This window comes from Paraflavitalea devenefica (assembly GCF_011759375.1).
In the GTDB taxonomy this organism is placed as follows: domain Bacteria; phylum Bacteroidota; class Bacteroidia; order Chitinophagales; family Chitinophagaceae; genus Paraflavitalea; species Paraflavitalea devenefica.
Genome location: NZ_JAARML010000001.1, coordinates 1,916,960 through 1,934,253, shown reverse-complemented (window position 1 = coordinate 1,934,253; position 17,294 = coordinate 1,916,960). Strand labels below are relative to the sequence as shown.

The 17,294-nt window shown below is 46.6% G+C and carries 17 protein-coding genes; 10 read left to right on the top strand and 7 right to left on the bottom strand.

Going from position 1 to position 17,294, the window contains the following annotated elements:
• Positions 1–38 precede the first annotated feature (38 nt).
• The 4 genes from HB364_RS07930 to HB364_RS07915 all read left to right on the top strand — a co-directional run bounded on the left by HB364_RS07930 (position 39) and on the right by HB364_RS07915 (position 4,048).
• Entirely contained in the window at positions 39–2,309 is a 2,271-nt protein-coding gene (locus HB364_RS07930; RefSeq protein ID WP_167287319.1) for a TonB-dependent receptor, read from the top strand.
• Positions 2,310–2,334: 25 nt separating this feature from the next.
• The gene (locus HB364_RS07925; protein WP_167287318.1) at positions 2,335–2,994 is read left to right on the top strand and encodes a hypothetical protein; all 660 of its coding nucleotides are present in this window, start codon (positions 2,335–2,337) and stop codon (positions 2,992–2,994) included.
• Between the two features lie 146 nt (positions 2,995–3,140).
• The gene (locus HB364_RS07920) at positions 3,141–3,752 is read left to right on the top strand and encodes a hypothetical protein (protein WP_167287317.1); all 612 of its coding nucleotides are present in this window, start codon (positions 3,141–3,143) and stop codon (positions 3,750–3,752) included.
• Positions 3,752–4,048 (top strand): winged helix-turn-helix domain-containing protein, encoded by a 297-nt coding sequence (locus HB364_RS07915; protein ID WP_167287316.1) that lies wholly within the window; start codon positions 3,752–3,754, stop codon positions 4,046–4,048. The genes HB364_RS07920 and HB364_RS07915 overlap by 1 nt, the downstream gene beginning before the upstream one ends.
• Before the next feature lie 79 nt (positions 4,049–4,127).
• On the opposite strand, the gene HB364_RS07910 is transcribed toward HB364_RS07915, so the two are convergent.
• On the bottom strand, positions 4,128–5,573 hold the full coding sequence (locus tag HB364_RS07910) for an Ig-like domain-containing protein (RefSeq protein WP_167287315.1): 1,446 nt from the start codon (positions 5,571–5,573) through the stop codon (positions 4,128–4,130).
• Between the two features lie 413 nt (positions 5,574–5,986).
• Between HB364_RS07910 and HB364_RS07905 the strand changes: the two genes are divergently transcribed.
• Together HB364_RS07905 and HB364_RS07900 are read left to right on the top strand one after the other, a co-directional pair.
• Positions 5,987–6,925 (top strand): ABC transporter ATP-binding protein, encoded by a 939-nt coding sequence (locus HB364_RS07905; RefSeq protein ID WP_167287314.1) that lies wholly within the window; start codon positions 5,987–5,989, stop codon positions 6,923–6,925.
• Positions 6,903–7,742, top strand: coding sequence for an ABC transporter permease (locus tag HB364_RS07900; RefSeq protein WP_167287313.1), 840 nt, complete (start codon positions 6,903–6,905; stop codon positions 7,740–7,742). The genes HB364_RS07905 and HB364_RS07900 overlap by 23 nt, the downstream gene beginning before the upstream one ends.
• A 4-nt stretch (positions 7,743–7,746) precedes the next feature.
• Here the strand turns inward: HB364_RS07900 and HB364_RS07895 are convergent, their stop codons facing one another.
• From HB364_RS07895 to HB364_RS07880, 4 genes are all read right to left on the bottom strand, one after another.
• Positions 7,747–8,760, bottom strand: coding sequence for a fatty acid desaturase family protein (locus HB364_RS07895; RefSeq protein WP_208419871.1), 1,014 nt, complete (start codon positions 8,758–8,760; stop codon positions 7,747–7,749).
• 25 nt (positions 8,761–8,785) lie between these two features.
• Positions 8,786–9,667 carry a lysophospholipid acyltransferase family protein gene (locus HB364_RS07890; RefSeq protein ID WP_167287312.1) on the bottom strand — a complete coding sequence of 294 codons (882 nt, stop codon included), beginning with the start codon at positions 9,665–9,667 and terminating at the stop codon, positions 8,786–8,788.
• Positions 9,668–9,850: 183 nt separating this feature from the next.
• The gene (locus HB364_RS07885; protein ID WP_167287311.1) at positions 9,851–11,185 is read right to left on the bottom strand and encodes a Gfo/Idh/MocA family protein; all 1,335 of its coding nucleotides are present in this window, start codon (positions 11,183–11,185) and stop codon (positions 9,851–9,853) included.
• Between the two features lie 26 nt (positions 11,186–11,211).
• Complete coding sequence (locus tag HB364_RS07880; protein WP_167287310.1) at positions 11,212–12,135, bottom strand: formylglycine-generating enzyme family protein; 924 nt, start codon at positions 12,133–12,135, stop codon at positions 11,212–11,214.
• A 184-nt stretch (positions 12,136–12,319) separates the two neighbouring features.
• Here HB364_RS07880 and HB364_RS07875 point away from each other — a divergent pair, with 184 nt between their 5' ends.
• The gene (locus HB364_RS07875) at positions 12,320–13,249 is read left to right on the top strand and encodes a hydroxypyruvate isomerase family protein (RefSeq protein WP_167287309.1); all 930 of its coding nucleotides are present in this window, start codon (positions 12,320–12,322) and stop codon (positions 13,247–13,249) included.
• A gap of 117 nt (positions 13,250–13,366) precedes the next feature.
• Complete coding sequence (locus HB364_RS07870) at positions 13,367–14,071, top strand: LolA family protein (protein ID WP_167287308.1); 705 nt, start codon at positions 13,367–13,369, stop codon at positions 14,069–14,071.
• Positions 14,072–14,075: 4 nt separating this feature from the next.
• Here HB364_RS07870 and pdxA read toward each other — a convergent pair whose 3' ends face one another.
• Positions 14,076–15,176, bottom strand: a complete 1,101-nt coding sequence (pdxA, locus tag HB364_RS07865) for a 4-hydroxythreonine-4-phosphate dehydrogenase PdxA (protein WP_167287307.1) — start codon at positions 15,174–15,176, stop codon at positions 14,076–14,078.
• Between the two features lie 197 nt (positions 15,177–15,373).
• Between pdxA and rsmA the strand changes: the two genes are divergently transcribed.
• The gene (gene rsmA, locus HB364_RS07860) at positions 15,374–16,126 is read left to right on the top strand and encodes a 16S rRNA (adenine(1518)-N(6)/adenine(1519)-N(6))-dimethyltransferase RsmA (RefSeq protein ID WP_167287306.1); all 753 of its coding nucleotides are present in this window, start codon (positions 15,374–15,376) and stop codon (positions 16,124–16,126) included.
• 148 nt (positions 16,127–16,274) lie between these two features.
• On the opposite strand, the gene HB364_RS07855 is transcribed toward rsmA, so the two are convergent.
• Entirely contained in the window at positions 16,275–16,703 is a 429-nt protein-coding gene (locus HB364_RS07855) for a GNAT family N-acetyltransferase (protein ID WP_167287305.1), read from the bottom strand.
• Between the two features lie 255 nt (positions 16,704–16,958).
• Here HB364_RS07855 and HB364_RS07850 point away from each other — a divergent pair, with 255 nt between their 5' ends.
• Positions 16,959–17,195, top strand: a complete 237-nt coding sequence (locus HB364_RS07850; protein WP_038103191.1) for an acyl carrier protein — start codon at positions 16,959–16,961, stop codon at positions 17,193–17,195.
• Positions 17,196–17,294: the final 99 nt, after the last annotated feature.

The following is a 17,294-nucleotide window of genomic DNA, read 5'->3' as shown; positions in this document are numbered from 1 at the left end:
ATAAACTACTTTAGTTTTGGTATACAAAATAGCCATAGATGTTAAAACTTATACCTTTAATCCTGCTGGCACTCACCTGGATCGCGAGTAACGCCCAGACCACCATTACCGGGAAAGTAAAAGATACCAAAGGCCGCCTTATCAACGGCGCCAGTATAGCCATAAAAGACTCTTACGATGGCGGTACTGCCGATTCCACCGGCACTTATAGATTTAAGACCACTGAAAAGGGAGAGCAGACCCTGTTGGTAACCTCTATTGGCTATAAGTTATATGAGCAAAAAGTAAATCTTTCCGGCAGTACGCTTACGGTAAACATTGTATTGAAAGAAGAGCCCAATGAATTAACAGCTGTAGTGATCACTGCCGGAACTTTTGAAGCCAGCGACACGAAAAGGACCACCGTACTGAACCCCATAGATATTGTGACCACCGCCAGCGCCAATGCCGATATTACCAGCGCTATCAGGACCCTTCCCGGCGCCCAGCAGGTGGGTGAAAATGAAGGTTTGTTTGTGCGGGGCGGTACTGCCCAGGAAACCAAGGTGTTTATTGACGGCACCATGGTCAACAATTTTTTCTTCAGCAGCGTACCGGATATCGCCCAGCGTGGCCGCTTCTCCCCTTTTATTTTTAAGGGTACTGTTTTCAGTGCCGGCGGCTATTCTGCCTTATATGGACAAGCCCTGTCCTCTGCCCTGATCCTGGAATCTATTGACCTGCCCGAACAAAGCTCAGCCAGTGTAGGTATTTCCACCGTAGGGCTCAATGCAGGTTACCAGCAACTGGCCAAAAAGAAAAATGCCTCCTGGGGCATTAATTATAATTATGTGAACCTGTTTGCTTACTTCGCTGTCATTAATCAACGGGTAGATAATTTCCAAAACCCTGAATTCCACAATGGCGAATTCAACTTCCGGGTAAAAACTTCCAAAACCGGGATGCTCAAGTTCTATGGCTATTTCAATTATAGCCAGTTGGGGGTGCGCAGACCAGATATTGATTCTGCAGGTCTCAAGAACGCGTTTGGATTGACCAATTTTAATGTATATGCCAACCTTTCGTGGAAAGAGAAGCTGGGTAAGAAATGGCATTTATATATGGGCACTTCCTACAGTGATAACACTGACAAGATCAACAATGAATTACAAAACCTGGCCAATGAGCCCCAGCAAATAGAAGATGATCCTTTCGGTGGCAAGAGTTTCAGGGTTAAAGCGTATGGAAGCCTGGCGCAGATCAAAGCAGTACTGGAAAGAAGGTTGTATGGCCTCAGCGCGATCCGTTTTGGCGGAGAATACCTGTATTTCAAAGACCGGAACGATTTCACGAACCAGTTTGTTCCCAAATCGCTGATCACAACAGATGATCATTTTAAAGCGGCTTTTGCCGAAGCAGACCTGTATATCACAAATGACCTGGCAGCTAAAGTGGGTAGCCGCATAGAGCACTCCTCCCTGCTGGACAAAGCCAATATTGCTCCCCGTGTATCGCTGGCGTATAAAGTAGGCCCTAAATCACAGGCATCGTTGGCCTATGGCGTATTTTACCAAAAGCCCGAAAAGGATTATTACCTGCGGGGCTATACGTACAATGACCTGGTCTATACAAAAGCTACCCATTATATCGCTAACTTCCAGAAGGTAAGCCGGGATTATACGTTGCGTGTAGAAGCATTTTATAAGAAGTATGACGAACTGACCAAAACATTCGCCAGCAAAGGCAGTAATATCATTGACAGCGTGGGTGGCGGTGGTTATGGTGATGCAAAGGGAATTGAGCTTTTCTGGAGAGACCGCAAAACGTTGAAGAATGTTGATTACTGGATCTCTTATTCCTGGCTCGATACGAAAAGGGATTACCTGAATTATCCCCATGCTATTCAGCCCAATTTCGCTGCCAATCATACCGTAAACCTCGTCGTGAAGAAGTTTGTGACCAAACTGAAAACACAGTTCAATGGCTCCTATACTTTCGCTACCGGCAGGCCCTATTACAATATCCGCTACGACAATGGCAGCGCCAAGTTCATCATTGCTGATCAGGGAAAGACGATTCCCTACCACAGCATGAGCTTTAGTGTGAACTACCTGCCGAAGATCGGCAATACGAAGACCAAGAATTTTATCGTGTGGGTATTCTCTGTAAACAATGTGATTGGCAACAACCAAATCTTTGGCTATAATTATTCAGCCAATGGGGCCCGCAAAGAAGCTATTGTGCCTACTGCCAAACGCTTCTTTTTCCTGGGCTGCTTCATGAGCTTTGGTGTTGACAGAACAGAAGATATTATCAACAGTAATTTATAAAACCAATCAGTATAAACAAATCAGTATGAAAAAGACTTTAGCCTCACTAATGTTCTTATTAACTGTGGCAGTAACTGCCCATGCGCAAAGCGAGAAGTATACCAAAGCAATGGAACCCAATGTAGCCGGTATTGATTCCCTGCACACGGCACAGGGCTGGACAGATATGGCCAATACTTTCCAACGTATAGCAGATGCCGAAAAAACTCAATGGCTACCTTATTATTATGCAGCATTGGGCAATGTAATGACCGGTTATATGCAGGGAGAACCCGGCGCACCCGCCGCTGCCGATAAGATTGACCCGCTGGCCAATAAAGCAGAAGAACTACTCAATAAGGCGGAAGCATTGAACAAGGATAACTCAGACATTTACTGCGTAAAAAAGATGATCGCTACCCTCCGCATGATGGCCGACCCCATGAACCGCTACATGACCTACGGACCGCTGGCAGCCGAGGCATTACAAAAGGCCAAATCACTGAACCCGGAAAACCCGCGGGTGTACCTGCTGGAAGGGCAGGATAAATTCTATACGCCTGAGCAGTTTGGCGGCAGCAAAACAGAAGCCAAAACCCTGTTTGAGACATCTATGAAAAAGTATGAAAGCTATAAGCCAGAATCAAGCATTCATCCGCAATGGGGCAAATCCCAGGTGGCTTATTTCCTGGGGCAATTAAAATAGTGCATATCATGTGCATTGTCCACGGCCTGCCTGCAGCAGATTTGCCGTGGACAATTTTATATTTGACTACCATTGGCAGTCATCATTGCCTCGATCATACCAGGATATATGCTCAGGGCACGATACAAAAAAGAAAATGCATAGTTATGGAGGAAAAAAAACTATCCGGAGAAGAGAGCCTGCAATTAATTCAACAAATGATACAGGTAGCCAAAGACGAGCACCGGGAAAAAGGTGATGGCTGGCTTATCTGGGGATGGTTGCTGTTTGTAGCATCTGTGTCGTCTGCTGTATTGAGCTATGCCAAACTGGGCAGGTATATTGGCTGGGTTTGGCTGGGCATGCTGGCCATTGGCCTGATCGTTTACACGATAGGGCACCTGCAAAAGCAGGACAGGAAAAAGGTACAAACGTATGTGCAGGAATTACTCAATAAAATAGAGTCCGGTTTTTTTATCAGCCTGTTTGCCATTGTAGCTGCCGCCTATATTTCTGAAAGCCGTTTTTCCTTCGGCTACTTCTTTATACTGTATGCCTTCTGGATGTTCATTCATGGCAGCGCTATCCGTTTCCGTCCATTGATCATTGGCGCCTGGGTAAACTGGGCGGCGGCGATTGCCATTTTTATGATCCGCGATTATACTTACATCATGATGGTCTCTGCATTGGCAGTGCTGGTAGGTTACCTGATACCAGGTTATATGCTCAGAGCGGGTTACCGGAAAAAGATGCAGTCATCAGACCGAATTGTTGCGTAATGGAATTCAAAGAATTAGATCCTATATTACATTCACAGCTACGGCTGGCCGTTGTTTCACTCCTTATCAGCGTGAAAGAGGCGGAGTTTACGTTTATTAAAGAGAAGACCAATGCCACCGCCGGCAACCTCAGTGTGCAGATCAATAAGCTAAAAGAGGCCGGCTATATAGAAGTGGCCAAACAATTTAAAGACAACTACCCGCAAACTACCTGTAAAATAACCCCCCTCGGCATAAAAGCCTTTGAAGAATACGTCAACAACCTGCAATCCTATCTTGGGGTAAATAAGTCTTGAAAGTATATACAAAAAAAGTCCCCCCATATCCTATAAGGACAGGGGGGATGCTTTCTTACCTCTGTTGAAACCTAACCAATTATTCTTTTATCAGCTTAACGATCATGCGTTCCTTGCTGTTGATAGTCACTTCCAATACATACATACCAGGTTTCAAACCACTGCTGCCATCCATGAGGTAGCTGTTAGAACCTGCTCCTGCCTTTGCCGACTTCCTCATTACTTCTGCACCATTGGCATTCAATACCTTCATCACGATATAAGATTCTTCATTCAGTTGAACATTCACTGCAATATCATTCTTGGCAGGATTGGGGCTCACGCTTACTGTTTTCAGTGCGCGTGTGTTGTATACCCGTACAATCAGCATCTTGGTCACTGACTGTTTTCCATTCAGGTCAAACTGCCTCAGGCGATAGTACAGGTCTTTCTTGCTCACTACATTACGGCCTACTGCATCAATGAACGTGTAGTATTTTTTCACAAAAGAATTGCCTTGTGATTTAAGAGTGCCTACTACTTCCCATTTCTCACCATCCAGGCTTCTTTCTACTTCAAAGCGGTCGTTGCTTTGTTCAAAAGTGGTAACCCAACTAAGCTCTACATCACCACCATCCTTGTACAGGCCTTTGAAGTCAACCAGGCTTACGGGTAAAGTGCTTGAAGTAGCAAAGTTCAGTGTCACCGTTGCTTCTTCAGAACACTGGGGATCATAACCAAAATCGCAGATCCTGTATTTGAAGGTTGTAGAATTACCTGTCCAGCCGGGATTGGGCGTGAAAGTAAAGGAGCCATCTGTATTGAGCACCACATTTCCGTTGACAGAGTTCTGGGTCAGGTAAGCATCAAATGATTCGAAGTTGGGATCGGTGTCATTCATTGTTACCTGACCTGAAGCTGTGCGGTTGACAGCACCGTCGTAGCTGTCATTCACAGCAACGGGGGCTTCATTACAACCACCTGGATAATAAAGCGGAGCATCAATTGTAAGTTTGTCAATAGCCACTCTGGTATCTCCGCCGGAACCCTGAATGTTGAGGTAAACCCTGTAAGGTCCTGAACCCAGGCCATCGAAGTGTTGACTGAAAGAATATGTTTGACCAGCCACGGCAGTGCTGGGAATCTCTATTTTAGCCATATAAGGACCGGCAATGATCAGGTCGGGCGTAGTTAAGTAAATGCTGATCCACCTGCTGGCGCCGGCTGGTAATGCATCACTGATCTTATAATCAAAAGTAATTGTTACAGCACCGGGAATGTCTACTACCTGTGAATAGATACCAGTGTTTTGTGTAGCGGTGGCACTGGTGCTGGAAGTTACCATAGCACCATCACCTTCAATAGCAGGTGTCCAGCCATCATTTACATCTACATTTTTAAAGATCCAGCATTCGCCTTGTAAATGACCTTTTACCTGTGCAGTGGTGATTCCCGGGCGGGAGTTGAAGTTTTCGTTAACCTGAGCTTGCGCCCCAATAGAAGTCAATAGACATGCAGCAACGAGAAGCGTAAAGTTCCGTTTCATTGTGTAAGTTTCAGAGTTTAGAAATTGGTGACACTGATGAAGAGCATTCATCGGGGCATTCAAAGGAAGGAGAATACAGTGATCAAAGTGGTAACGAGTGAGGGCAATAGTATCCCCTCCGAGCTCACATAGCTATTGGAAGAATAATATACTGATAACCGATTACAGGTTATGAATACGCTAACTTGAATGTTGGAAATTGGTGCAAGAGTTGAGTTCGTGGTATCTTGCTGGTAACGGAATTGTCAGAGGATGGGAGGAACGATGAGCAAAAATATAACCGCCTGTTTAATTCTGCAAGTATTTGTAATATTTTTTTTCAATTTTAATGTTACCGGCTACGTTAGATCGTTCAGCCTGCTTTTTTTGTTAATTGCTAACAATATCAGTTGTAATTTGTAGGTAATTAGTATATGTCTGTCATTATACAGGTCAAACACCTCAGCAAGCATTATAAAGAGCTCAAAGCGGTCAATGACATCTCATTCACTGTAAACCAGGGAGATGTATATGGTTTCCTGGGACAGAACGGCGCCGGAAAATCCACCACCATCCGCATGTTGCTCACACTGATAGAGCCCACTGCCGGCAGTATTGAACTGTTTGGTATGGACCTTAAAAAACACCGCCGGGAGATCCTGCAGCAGGTAGGCGCTGTTATTGAACGGCCTGACCTGTATAAATACCTCTCCGCTTATGAGAACCTTTCCCTCTTTGCCAGGATGAGCGGCATCAAAGCGAACAGGAAAAAGCTGATGGACCAACTGCAACGGGTAGGCCTGCACCAACGGGCGGACAGTAAAGTAAAAACATTTTCACAGGGTATGAAGCAGCGGCTGGGCATTGCAGTGGCCTTAGTACACGATCCGCAGCTCATTATTCTCGATGAGCCTACAAATGGACTTGACCCGCAAGGGATAGCAGATATACGCCAGTTAATTATACAACTTAGTAAAGAGCAGGGTAAAACAGTCCTTGTATCATCGCACCTGCTTTATGAAATAGAAATGACTGCCAACCGGATGATCATAATTGACAAAGGAGAGAAGATAGCAGAAGGCAGTGTAAAGGAGTTATTCGATCCCTCCCGGATGTTGATACAGGTGAGTGTTACCAATATTGAACCTGTATTGGCGCAACTGGACAACAGCGCCTGGAAATCCTATATTAAAAGCCAGGAGAAGAATAATATACTCTTTCAGATGGATGAACAGCAGGTACCCTTATTAACAGCCGACCTGGTACGCATGGGAGCAGCCATTACCTCATTAGAACCTCAACATTCCCTGGAAGCCTACTTCCTGGCCTTAACAACCGCCAATCATCGTCATGTGGACACTTTTACAAATTGAGCTATTCAAGATATTCAAGCGGCCGCGCACTTATATTTCCTTTGCAGCCATTGCCGCTATTGTATTACTGATACAACTGGCGCTGTATGTGGATGCCGACACGTATATTGACCTGCTGCTGCAATCCATCCGGTCTGATTTCACGATTGATGGCAAGATTGCCAACGGTTACTTCGTTTGCTACTTCATTTTACAAACCCTGCTGATCCATGTACCCTTACTGATTGCCCTCATCGGCGGGGATATGATAGCGGGTGAAGCCAATATGGGTACCCTGCGCCTGCTGGCCAGTAAGCCCATCAGCCGCAGCTCCTTACTGTTGTCTAAGTTCATAGCCACTACTGCCTATACGTTATTATTGCTTGTGTGGATGGCTTTTCTTTCCCTGCTGTTATCTATATTCATTTTTGGCGTGGGCGATCTGATGGTATTTAAAAGCGCAGAAATTATACAGCATAAACAGGTTGATGTGTTGTGGCGCTATTTTGCTGCTTTTGGGTTCGCAGCGATTGCTATGACTACTGTGGCGGCCTTGTCTTTCTTCCTGTCTTTATTCGCGGAAAATTCTATCGGCCCCATTGTGGCTACGATGAGCATTGTGATCGTTTTCACGATCCTCACCACGATGGACCTTCCTTTGTTCAATCTCCTGAAACCCTACCTGTTCACCTCCCACATGCTGGGCTGGAAAGGGTTCTTTGATAATCCCGTCAATTATGGCAGTGTATTTAAATCGGCGGGCATCCTGCTGCTGCATATCGTGGGCTTTGTAGGCGCCACGATCTTCCTGTTCAGGAAGAAAGATGTGTTATCATAATGTATTAAGCCGTAGCCAGTTTCCTCCGCCTGCTTACTCCCAACTCTTTGAGGCTGATCATGCGGCTCTGGTCCTGGTCCCATACTTTCAGACGCAGGCAGGCAAAGATCTCTTTGGGATGCAGGGAAGTTGTTTTGGCGGCTTGTAGTTCCGGGAAATGCGCCATTACTTCGGGCAGGCGATAGAAAGGTATTTTGGCATTGAGGTGGTGAATGTGGTGGTAACCAATATTGGCCGTAAACCAGGCCATCACCGGGTTCATGACCATATAACTGGAGGATTCAAGCGCTGCTTTATCATAGGCCCAATCCTGGTTGCTGCAGAAAGTAACGCCGGGGAAGTTGTGCTGCGCATAGAACAGGTAAGAACCCAGGGCAAAGGCGATCAGGAAAGGCAGGAAGAACAATAAGAACCAGGCTTGCCAGCCAACAAAGATGAAAATACATACGGCAGCAGCAATATGCAGTACCAACGCGATCAACGCATCAAAGTGTTTGCGCGGGCTGCTTAAAAAAGAACTTACACACATACCCAGCAGGAACATGGTAAAGTAGCCCAGCCCGATGGTCAATGGATGCCGGATAGCGAGGTAACCTACGCGCTCCCCTGCCGACATACTCAGGTATTTCTGCCTGGTGGCAATGGGGAATGAACCTATGCTCGCGCTGAATAGTTTGGAGTTATGCTTATGGTGATGATCATGTGAGCGTTTCCAGATGCTGGTAGGCGCCAGCATGTAAATACCAAACACTGTCATAATAGCATCGGCTGCCACCGATTTGTGCAGGATGGTATGATGCTGATGATCGTGGTAAATCACAAACATACGTACCAGCAACAGGCCGGCCACTACACTGCAAACAATGTTTACCGCCAGCCAGGGCAACAATACCGTTCCTGCCAGCGCCAGCACAACCAGGGCAAGCGTGGTTAATGTATGGAACCAGCTTTTACTCCTCACCTCTTTAGCAAAAGGTTTAGTGGCTAAAATGAGCTCTTTACCACAGCGCATAGGCATATTTTGATTTACTTTACGAATATTACTAATTGTTTGAACGCTTATGTTTCCACCGGCGATGCGTCCATAGCCAGGTGTCGGGTTGTTCGATAATAGCTGCTTCCAGTCTTTTCGTGTGAGCCTCCGTAATTTCACCTTCGCGGAGGGAAGTATAAGGCGGCATCTTCAATAGGTCTGCGCTTAACGTATAATAGCCTCTCTTTATTTTTTGCACCGATACATATACAATAGGATAATTCATCTTCTGCGCGATCTTCTCCGTGCCGGGAAACACAGGAGTGTCCTGGTTAAGAAAACTCATCCAATAAGCTTTATCAGGAGCAGGTGTTTGATCGGCAATAAAAGCGGTAGCTGTTAAATGACTTCTGTTTTGCACCATATCCCTGAAGGTATCCTTCATGGCTATCAGCTTAGTACCAAAACGTGTGCGCATTTTAATGATCAACTTGTTAAAGTATGGATTGCCCAGGGGGTGATAGATCACGTACAACTGGTGCTTACACCTCATACTGAAGGTGTTGCCTGCCCATTCCCAATTGCCTTTATGCCCCATGACAATGATGATAGATTTATTTTCCGCTGCCAAACCATTAAAGAGGGCTTCGGCAGCAGGGTCCATACTACAATGTTTTAACATCTTTGCAGGACTTATTGTCAGTGTCTTGAATGTTTCGAGAAACAGGTCGCAGAAATAGCGGTAAAACCGTTTTTGGATAGCTTTAAGCTCCGTTTCGGCTTTGTCAGGGAAAGAGTTACGCAGGTTGGTAAATACTACTTTTTTACGGTAGCCAATTACATAGTATAAAAGCAGGTAGAATCCATCCGACAGGAGGTACAGGCCGCGAAAGGGCAACAGTGAGAGGAGGTAAATAAAGGGTAGGGCTATATAATAGCTCAATCTGGCCAAGGTCGTTGGTTATTGTTTTAAAGGTTTGCGCTAAAGATAACTGATTAATTCGCTCAAAAGCAGGAAAATGGTATTAAAATGCTGTGATTGGTGCCATTACGGCCCCGATAAGTGTAATATATACCCTCATAAACAAAAAAATCCTGCTGATGTCAGCAGGATTTATCCATTAAGTGTAACTAATTAAAACCCATATTTGGTTACCCCTGGCGTGGCTATGGGGTAATAACCATCGGCATCGGGCAATACAGGCGGCGCAGCGCTCCAGTCATATTGTTTTGGCTGCAGGTTAATGCCTGAATTAATGGCCTTATCCCATTCTATCACCTGCCCGGTATAGGTAGCCATACGGCCAAGTATGGAAGTCATGGTACTCTTGGCGCCATTCTCTCCGTCAGCAAATTTGAATTCACCTTTTGAGATGGCTTCAAACAGCTCATCGTGCTCGGTTTGATAAGGATTATTCTCCTTTTGCTGGTCAAACTGATACAGCACTTTTCCCTTGGCTCCTACAATATTTGCGGCGCCTGCCCGGATGATCCCTTTTGTACCGATCAGTAATTCATCTACTTTACTCATGGTGCCCGGAATATGGCGGCATTGGCTGTTGAGGATAGAGCCATCAGCATAATGGAACTCTACATAATGGTGGTCAAATATCTCCCCATTGTCTTTTCCTTTACGCACCTGGCGGCCGCCCATACCCTGCGCTTTTACAGGGTAGGACCCTTTAAACCAGTTAATCACGTCAATATTATGGATATGCTGTTCTGCAATATGATCGCCGCAGAGCCATACGAAGTAGTACCAGTTACGCATCTGGTATTCCATTTCGGTTTGACCGGGCTGGCGTTTCTTTACCCATACACCGTCATTATTCCACCAGGCCTGGGCTGAAGTAATGTCGCCGATCAGGTCTTTCCTTTTAAACAGTTCGCGGTAGCTGTTTTGGTAGTGACGTTGCAGGCCCACCACCACATTCAGCTTTTTAGCTTTCGCCTGCTCAGCCGCGGCCAGTACTTTTTGCACGCCTGCCGGATCGGTAGCTACCGGCTTTTCCATGAAAACGTGCTTACCCTGCTTAATGGCTTCTTCAAAGTGAATGGGCCTGAAGCCGGGAGGGGTGGTCAATATCACCACATCAGCCAGGGGAATGGCTTTGAGGTATGCATCGAAGCCTACAAACTTCCTTTCTGCAGGCACGTCAACACGGTCCTTTACTAATTTTTCGCCTGATTTAGAATCAGCGGTCAGTGATCTATAACTTTTTTCTATGCGGTCGCTAAAAGCATCGGCCATCGCTACCAGCTTTACATTTTGTTTGGTGAGCAGGGCCTGCATAGCAGCACCGGTACCGCGGTCACCACAACCTATCAGGGCTACTTTAATTACATCATCGGCGCCGGAAAAATAATTGGCTTTGGAAAAAAGGGGCGCGGCGATCAATCCGCCGGCAATCAGCGAGGACTGTTTCACAAAATCGCGCCGGGAAGGCTGGTTGGGTGCATCTTTACGCATGGTTGTTAATTTTATAATTGGAGCAATCAGTTACCAAGATATTTACTATAAAATGCTTCTGCCTCTTCTGCAGTAGGCGCTTTCAGCGGCCTTACCAGGCGGAAGCCTACCGACATGGCGTCTGTAAGCCACCACTTGCTTTTCGGTATCTGCGGGTCGCGCTTATTCCAGGAGGGGTCCGATTTACCACGGCTGGCGCAACGCAATGCTTCCGGCTTGTCTACATAGCCACCGCCACGCACTGTTTTAGGGTACACATTCTCTGAAGTGGGGGCAGGACCTGCGGCCCCATCGGCCAGGTTTGCAAAGTATTTTTCATCATAGGCGTCCAGCGTCCATTCGGCCACATTGCCCAGCATATCATACAATCCCCAGGCATTGGGCTTCTTCTGCCCTACTTTCTGGTACTTGTTCTTACTATTGACGTTAAACCAGGCATAATCCTTCAGTTGTTTCGCATCATTTCCAAAATAATAGGCCGTATTGCTGCCCGCCCGGCAGGCATATTCCCACTCCGCTTCTGTAGGCAGGCGGTAGAATACACCGGTCTTTTTATACAGCCAGCGGCAATACATGAGGGCCGTACGCTGCGACATGCTGTTGACCGGGAAGCCACCCTGCTTGCCCATGCCCCAGCTCAGGTCAATGTACTGCGGGGTAGGCCTTGTTACCGCATCCACTTCCGAATTACGGCTGGTATTTTCATCATTAAAGAACAACAGGAATTCATCATAGGTCACCTCATACCGCCCCATCCAGAAAGCAGCCAGTTTAACATTTTTTTGTGGTCCTTCATCCGCCTGGCGACCCGGTTCTTTATCGGTACTACCCATGGCAAACTGTCCTTCCGGCACAGGCATCATCTTAAAAGTGATGGCAGTACCGGGAATGGTTGTTTCATAAGGTTCAAAACTGTTCGACTGTTGAGCTACTACTACTGAACTTGCCATAGAGGCCGGAAAAAGAAATAACACCACTCGTTTCACGCGTATATGTTTAGATGCTCGAAAGATAAGAAAATAATTCGTACGCTCCCCCTCCAAACCATACTGATCAGGTAGGGGAAACCGATTGCATAAAAATAATTTCTCCGCAACAATATATTGAGCTTAAATTTATCCAAACACTCAGAACATGAAACGGAGACAATTTATGCGCAATTCCCTGCTCACCGGGGCCTCCCTGGCAGCATCTGCTACCCTATTGGGTAAGTCGGATGAAAAGCAGGAAACCCTAACTACTGCTGAAAAAACATTTAACCTTGATTATGCTTTTCATGACGGCATGTTTAAGAACCACGGCGGCAACGATTTTATTGAACAGATAAAGTTTGCACACAGCATGGGCTTCCGGAGCATTGAAGATAATGGTATGATGAGCCGGCCCGCAGAACAACAAAAGAAGATAGGCGAAACGCTTGCATCACTCGGCATGCGCATGGGCGTTTTTGTTATTACCTCCGATAGCTGGCACTGGAAGATGTCACTGACCACCGGCAAACAGGAATGGATAGATAAGATGATCAAGGATTGTAAGGAGGCCATTGAGGTAGCCAAGCGCTGTGGCGCCAAATGGATGACCGTGGTGCCGGGCAATTATGACCGAAGCCTTTCCTTCGAATACCAGACCGCCAATGTGATCAACGCCTTGCGCAAAGCGAGCGCCATCCTGGAACCCCATGGCCTGGTGATGGTACTGGAAGCATTAAGCGATAATCCCGATCTGTTCCTGCGCCACTCCGATCAAACGTATATGATCTGCCAGGCAGTGAACAGCCCCAGTTGTAAATTCCTCTTTGACATGTACCACATGCAGCGCAACGAGGGGGATATTATCAATAATCTCAATAGGTCATGGAGTGAGATCGGCTATTTACAAATAGGCGATAACCCCGGCCGCAAGGAACCTACCACCGGCGAAATGAATTACAAGAATATCTTCAAGCATATTCATGCCAAAGGCTTTACAGGCATCCTCGGTATGGAACATGGCAACGCCAAACCCGGTAAAGAAGGAGAAGTGGCGTTGATTAAGGCGTACAGGGAATCGGATAGTTTTCTTTAATCCGCAGAGTCCCCTACGGGAGACTCCGCGGAGAAACTCAAAGGTGTGTTTTGTTGAAATCGTTAAAGTCTGTACAGATGGGTGGTTTCAGCAGGGCACACCTTAATTTTGCAGTCTATGCAGGCAATTATAAAAACACTAATCGGGATCAGCATTTGTATCCTTTCCGCGCTGCACACTACCGCGCAGGAAGCAGATGCTGTTATTAAGAAGGTAAAAGACAAGCTGGCCACCGTGAAAGATTACCAGGCCGATGGCGTGATGAAGACAGATGTGTCGTTCATGAAGATACCGGAATCGAAGGTGGTTATTTATTATAAGAACCCCGATAAGTTCCGGATCAAAAAGCAGGATGGTATTGCCATTGTACCCAAAGGCGGCGCCAATGTAAACCTAGGCAACCTGTTCACCAATGATAATTACACGGCTGTACCGGCCGGCAAAGGAACTGTAGCCGGCATCGCCGTCAGCATTATCAAGCTCCTGCCCCTCGATGAAAAGAGTGATATCGTGGTAGCTACTTTATATATTGATGAAAAGCAATCCCTGATCCGCAAGGCCATTATGACCACCCGGAGCAATGGCACGTATGAAATGGAGATGAGCTATGGCAAGTTTGCCAACTGGGGACTGCCCGATAAGGTGGTATTCAGTTTCAGCACGAAAGATTATAAGCTTCCCAAAGGGCTGGCCTTTGACTACGATACCGGCGAAAAGCCCCAGGCGGCCGCGGCTTCCGATAAAGACCAGAAAGGAAAGCTGGAGATTACGTATTCCAATTACACCGTGAATAAGGGGATAGCGGATAGTTTTTTTAAGTAGGCGGTTACTCGTCTGTTTCTTCCATCTCAATCTTTTCATCCACGGCATTGGCCAGGATAACAGAGGTCATTTTCTTCAGCGGGTTCTTACGGTATTCCGCATATCCCATCCGTTGATTGATGATATCAATACATTCATAGATCGCCGTGAGGAATGAGGCATGATCTGCTTTGTTCTTACCGGCAATATCAAACGCTGTACCGTGGTCGGGAGAAGTCCTGATGCCCGGTAAGCCGGCTGTATAGTTCACCCCTTCGCCCAGCGCCAGTGATTTAAAAGGTATCAGTCCCTGATCATGGTACATGGCCAGCACCGCATCAAAGCGGGTATAATGCCGGCGCGCAAAGAAAGCATCTGCACTATAGGGGCCCATCACCAGCATGGAACGTTTTGCTTCCTTGACAGCGGGCTTAATGATCTCGTCTTCTTCCTTACCAATCAGCCCTTCATCACCGGCATGGGGGTTCAATCCCAGTACCGCGATCTTTGGCTTGTCAATGCCAAAATCCTTGATCAGCGACTGGTTGAGGATATTAAGCTTTGATAAGATGCGTTCGCGGGTTACCAATTGGGCGGCTTCTTTCAGGGGTACATGTTCTGTGAGCAGTCCCACCCGGAAGTCACCAGCCACCATGAGCATCACCACGTCCTGCACACCAAACATGTGCTTCAGGTAAGGAGTATGACCGGTAAAGTTGAACTCGGCCGACTGGGTATTCTTTTTATGTATGGGGGCTGTTACCAGTCCCTGTATCTTATTTTCTTTTAATGCCTGTACCGCAGTGGTCAATGAACGTATGGCATATTTACCGGCGGTATCGGTAAGCTGACCAGGGGTGATGCCCACCTCTTCCTCCCAGCAGTTGAAGATGTTCACCTGCTTGGGCGTAATGCGGCTCAACTCCTTAATACTTTGGTAGTTGAAGTTGAGATCGGGTATGCCCTTGCGGTAAAAGTTAATGATCTTGTTGGAAGCAAAAATAACAGGGGTGCACATTTCGAGGATACGGTGATCGGAAAAAGTCTTAATAATCAATTCCGTACCGATGCCATTCAAATCGCCGATAGTGATACCGATAACCGGTTTTTGTTGCGGTGCATTCATATTTCCTGGTTCTGGCGGCTAAAGTACGAAGAATAAGTGAGTGGTGAATGGTGAGTAGTGAATGGGGCTTTTGCCCGGCAACTTACCCTTTCAGGCTTCCTGCCTTTCCCACTTGCTACTCGCCACTTACCACTAGCCATTTACACTCCTCCCCACTTCCCACTTCCCATTCCCCATTTCCCACCTAACTTTGTCCCATGTACACACTCAAGAAATCACTGGGCCAGCATTTTTTAAAAGATGAGAACATCAGCCGCAAGATCGTGGAGGCTGTACAGGAACATCCCTTCCGGCAATTGCTGGAAGTAGGGCCGGGTGGCGGGGCGCTCACCAAATACCTGGTTGCCCTGCCGGATATTGATTTCAAGTGTGTGGAGCTGGATGATGAAAAGGTAGCCTGGCTCCTGCAGCAATACCCCACCCTGCAGGGAAAGATCATTCACCAAAGCATCCTGGATATTGACGCTCCTTTTGAAGGCCCGTTTACCGTGGTGGGCAATTTTCCCTATAATATATCTTCCCAGATCCTGTTCAAGCTGCTGGAATGGAAGGAAAACCTGGAATCCATGACGGGCATGTTCCAGAAGGAAGTAGCCCAGCGGGTGGCGGCCCGGGAGGGCAGTAAAGTGTATGGGGTAACGAGCGTGCTGGTGCAGGCCTTTTTTAAAGTGGAATACCTGTTTGAGGTAGACGAAAAAGCATTTAATCCACCACCCAAGGTTAAAAGTGCGGTCATCCGCCTGTTGCCACTGACCACGCCGGTAACTATGAAAAGTGAGCGGGCGTTGTTTGTATTGGTCAAAACGGCTTTCAACCAGCGCCGGAAAACATTGCGCAATGCGGTGAAAAGCCTGTTCAGCGCGGAGGTGCTGCAGGATGATATTTTTAATAAGCGGGCGGAACAGTTGTCGGTGCAGGACTTTGCGGCGCTTACATTCCGGATGAACTAACAGGTGCGTCCCCTAACGGGTCCGCGGGTTACGACATACAATTCTTCTACAAAGCTTTTGCTCCTATGGAGCAAGAGAGACGGAAGCCCTTCGACAGCGTGACAAACTTTTTTAGACCAGGGTGAGCCGCCCTTTGACAAGCTGACAATCAGAGTACCTTCTCCATTATATAATGAGGGATGGAAACTTCTTCAAACTGGTCGCCGTTGATGGCATAGCCCAGTTTTTCATAGAACCCGGTGGCCGTTTGCCGGGCATGCATGGTGATCTTACGGAAGCCGCGGTCGCGGGCAATGTTTTCGGCAAACTGCATAAGGGCCCGGCCAATACCTTTCCCCTGCACATTGTTTAATACCGCCATCTGGCGTAACCGAACGGTAGCGGGATCTATGGTGATGAGCATGCAGCAGCCCAGCATTTTTTCCTCTTCGAAGGCGCCGATCAGTATCTCATCCTTCTCTTTTTCCAGTTCTTCGGGGGTAAAGCTAAGACCCAATGGTTTGCGCAGAATATCATTCCGCAACTGAACCATTTGCTGGTATTCTTTGGTGCCGTGATCAATGATTTTAAGAGCCATGCAAGCGTATTTGGGTGGTGTTTCGGTCGCTGCAATATAAGGATTTACCCTTTAACAGCAGACTACATATATTAAAAAATAAACTGATAACAGGTTTTAAGGGGGCCGCGGGGCATTGAGTTTACGGGAACTCATGCCGGATAGTACTACAAATCATTGAAACTAAAAAATATCTGCAGCATAATTAAAAACCAGTGATTTATTGTCATTATGCCAAAATCTATATTTTTGCAGCCGTAACTAAACTTTACAAAAATGTCAGACATTGCAACCAGAGTAAAAAAGATCATAGTTGATAAGTTAGGTGTTGAAGAAGCAGAGGTTACCAATGAGGCTTCTTTCACTAATGATTTAGGTGCCGATTCACTGGACACCGTAGAACTGATCATGGAGTTTGAAAAAGAATTCAATATTTCCATTCCTGATGAGCAAGCTGAAACCATCACTACTGTTGGTCAGGCTATCGCTTATTTAGAAGAGCATGCTAAGTAATCTGGACCCTGGTTCAGGTGTAATAAATTAAATCCGCCCTTCGATAGCTGGTGAACGCCCGAAAGGCGGATTTGTTACTTAAAAAACTTCCGGACAAGA

What these genes read in the sequence shown, in the direction of transcription:
- HB364_RS07930 (WP_167287319.1), top strand. Translation starts at nt 39, where the DNA reads ATGTTAAAACTTATACCTTTAATCCTGCTGGCACTCACCTGGATCGCG.
- HB364_RS07925 (WP_167287318.1), top strand. Translation starts at nt 2,335, where the DNA reads ATGAAAAAGACTTTAGCCTCACTAATGTTCTTATTAACTGTGGCAGTA.
- HB364_RS07920 (WP_167287317.1), top strand. Translation starts at nt 3,141, where the DNA reads ATGGAGGAAAAAAAACTATCCGGAGAAGAGAGCCTGCAATTAATTCAA.
- HB364_RS07915 (WP_167287316.1), top strand. Translation starts at nt 3,752, where the DNA reads ATGGAATTCAAAGAATTAGATCCTATATTACATTCACAGCTACGGCTG.
- HB364_RS07910 (WP_167287315.1), bottom strand. Translation starts at nt 5,573, where the DNA reads ATGAAACGGAACTTTACGCTTCTCGTTGCTGCATGTCTATTGACTTCT.
- HB364_RS07905 (WP_167287314.1), top strand. Translation starts at nt 5,987, where the DNA reads ATGTCTGTCATTATACAGGTCAAACACCTCAGCAAGCATTATAAAGAG.
- HB364_RS07900 (WP_167287313.1), top strand. Translation starts at nt 6,903, where the DNA reads ATGTGGACACTTTTACAAATTGAGCTATTCAAGATATTCAAGCGGCCG.
- HB364_RS07895 (WP_208419871.1), bottom strand. Translation starts at nt 8,760, where the DNA reads ATGCCTATGCGCTGTGGTAAAGAGCTCATTTTAGCCACTAAACCTTTT.
- HB364_RS07885 (WP_167287311.1), bottom strand. Translation starts at nt 11,185, where the DNA reads ATGCGTAAAGATGCACCCAACCAGCCTTCCCGGCGCGATTTTGTGAAA.
- HB364_RS07880 (WP_167287310.1), bottom strand. Translation starts at nt 12,135, where the DNA reads ATGGCAAGTTCAGTAGTAGTAGCTCAACAGTCGAACAGTTTTGAACCT.
- HB364_RS07875 (WP_167287309.1), top strand. Translation starts at nt 12,320, where the DNA reads ATGAAACGGAGACAATTTATGCGCAATTCCCTGCTCACCGGGGCCTCC.
- HB364_RS07870 (WP_167287308.1), top strand. Translation starts at nt 13,367, where the DNA reads ATGCAGGCAATTATAAAAACACTAATCGGGATCAGCATTTGTATCCTT.
- pdxA (WP_167287307.1), bottom strand. Translation starts at nt 15,176, where the DNA reads ATGAATGCACCGCAACAAAAACCGGTTATCGGTATCACTATCGGCGAT.
- rsmA (WP_167287306.1), top strand. Translation starts at nt 15,374, where the DNA reads ATGTACACACTCAAGAAATCACTGGGCCAGCATTTTTTAAAAGATGAG.
- HB364_RS07855 (WP_167287305.1), bottom strand. Translation starts at nt 16,703, where the DNA reads ATGGCTCTTAAAATCATTGATCACGGCACCAAAGAATACCAGCAAATG.
- HB364_RS07850 (WP_038103191.1), top strand. Translation starts at nt 16,959, where the DNA reads ATGTCAGACATTGCAACCAGAGTAAAAAAGATCATAGTTGATAAGTTA.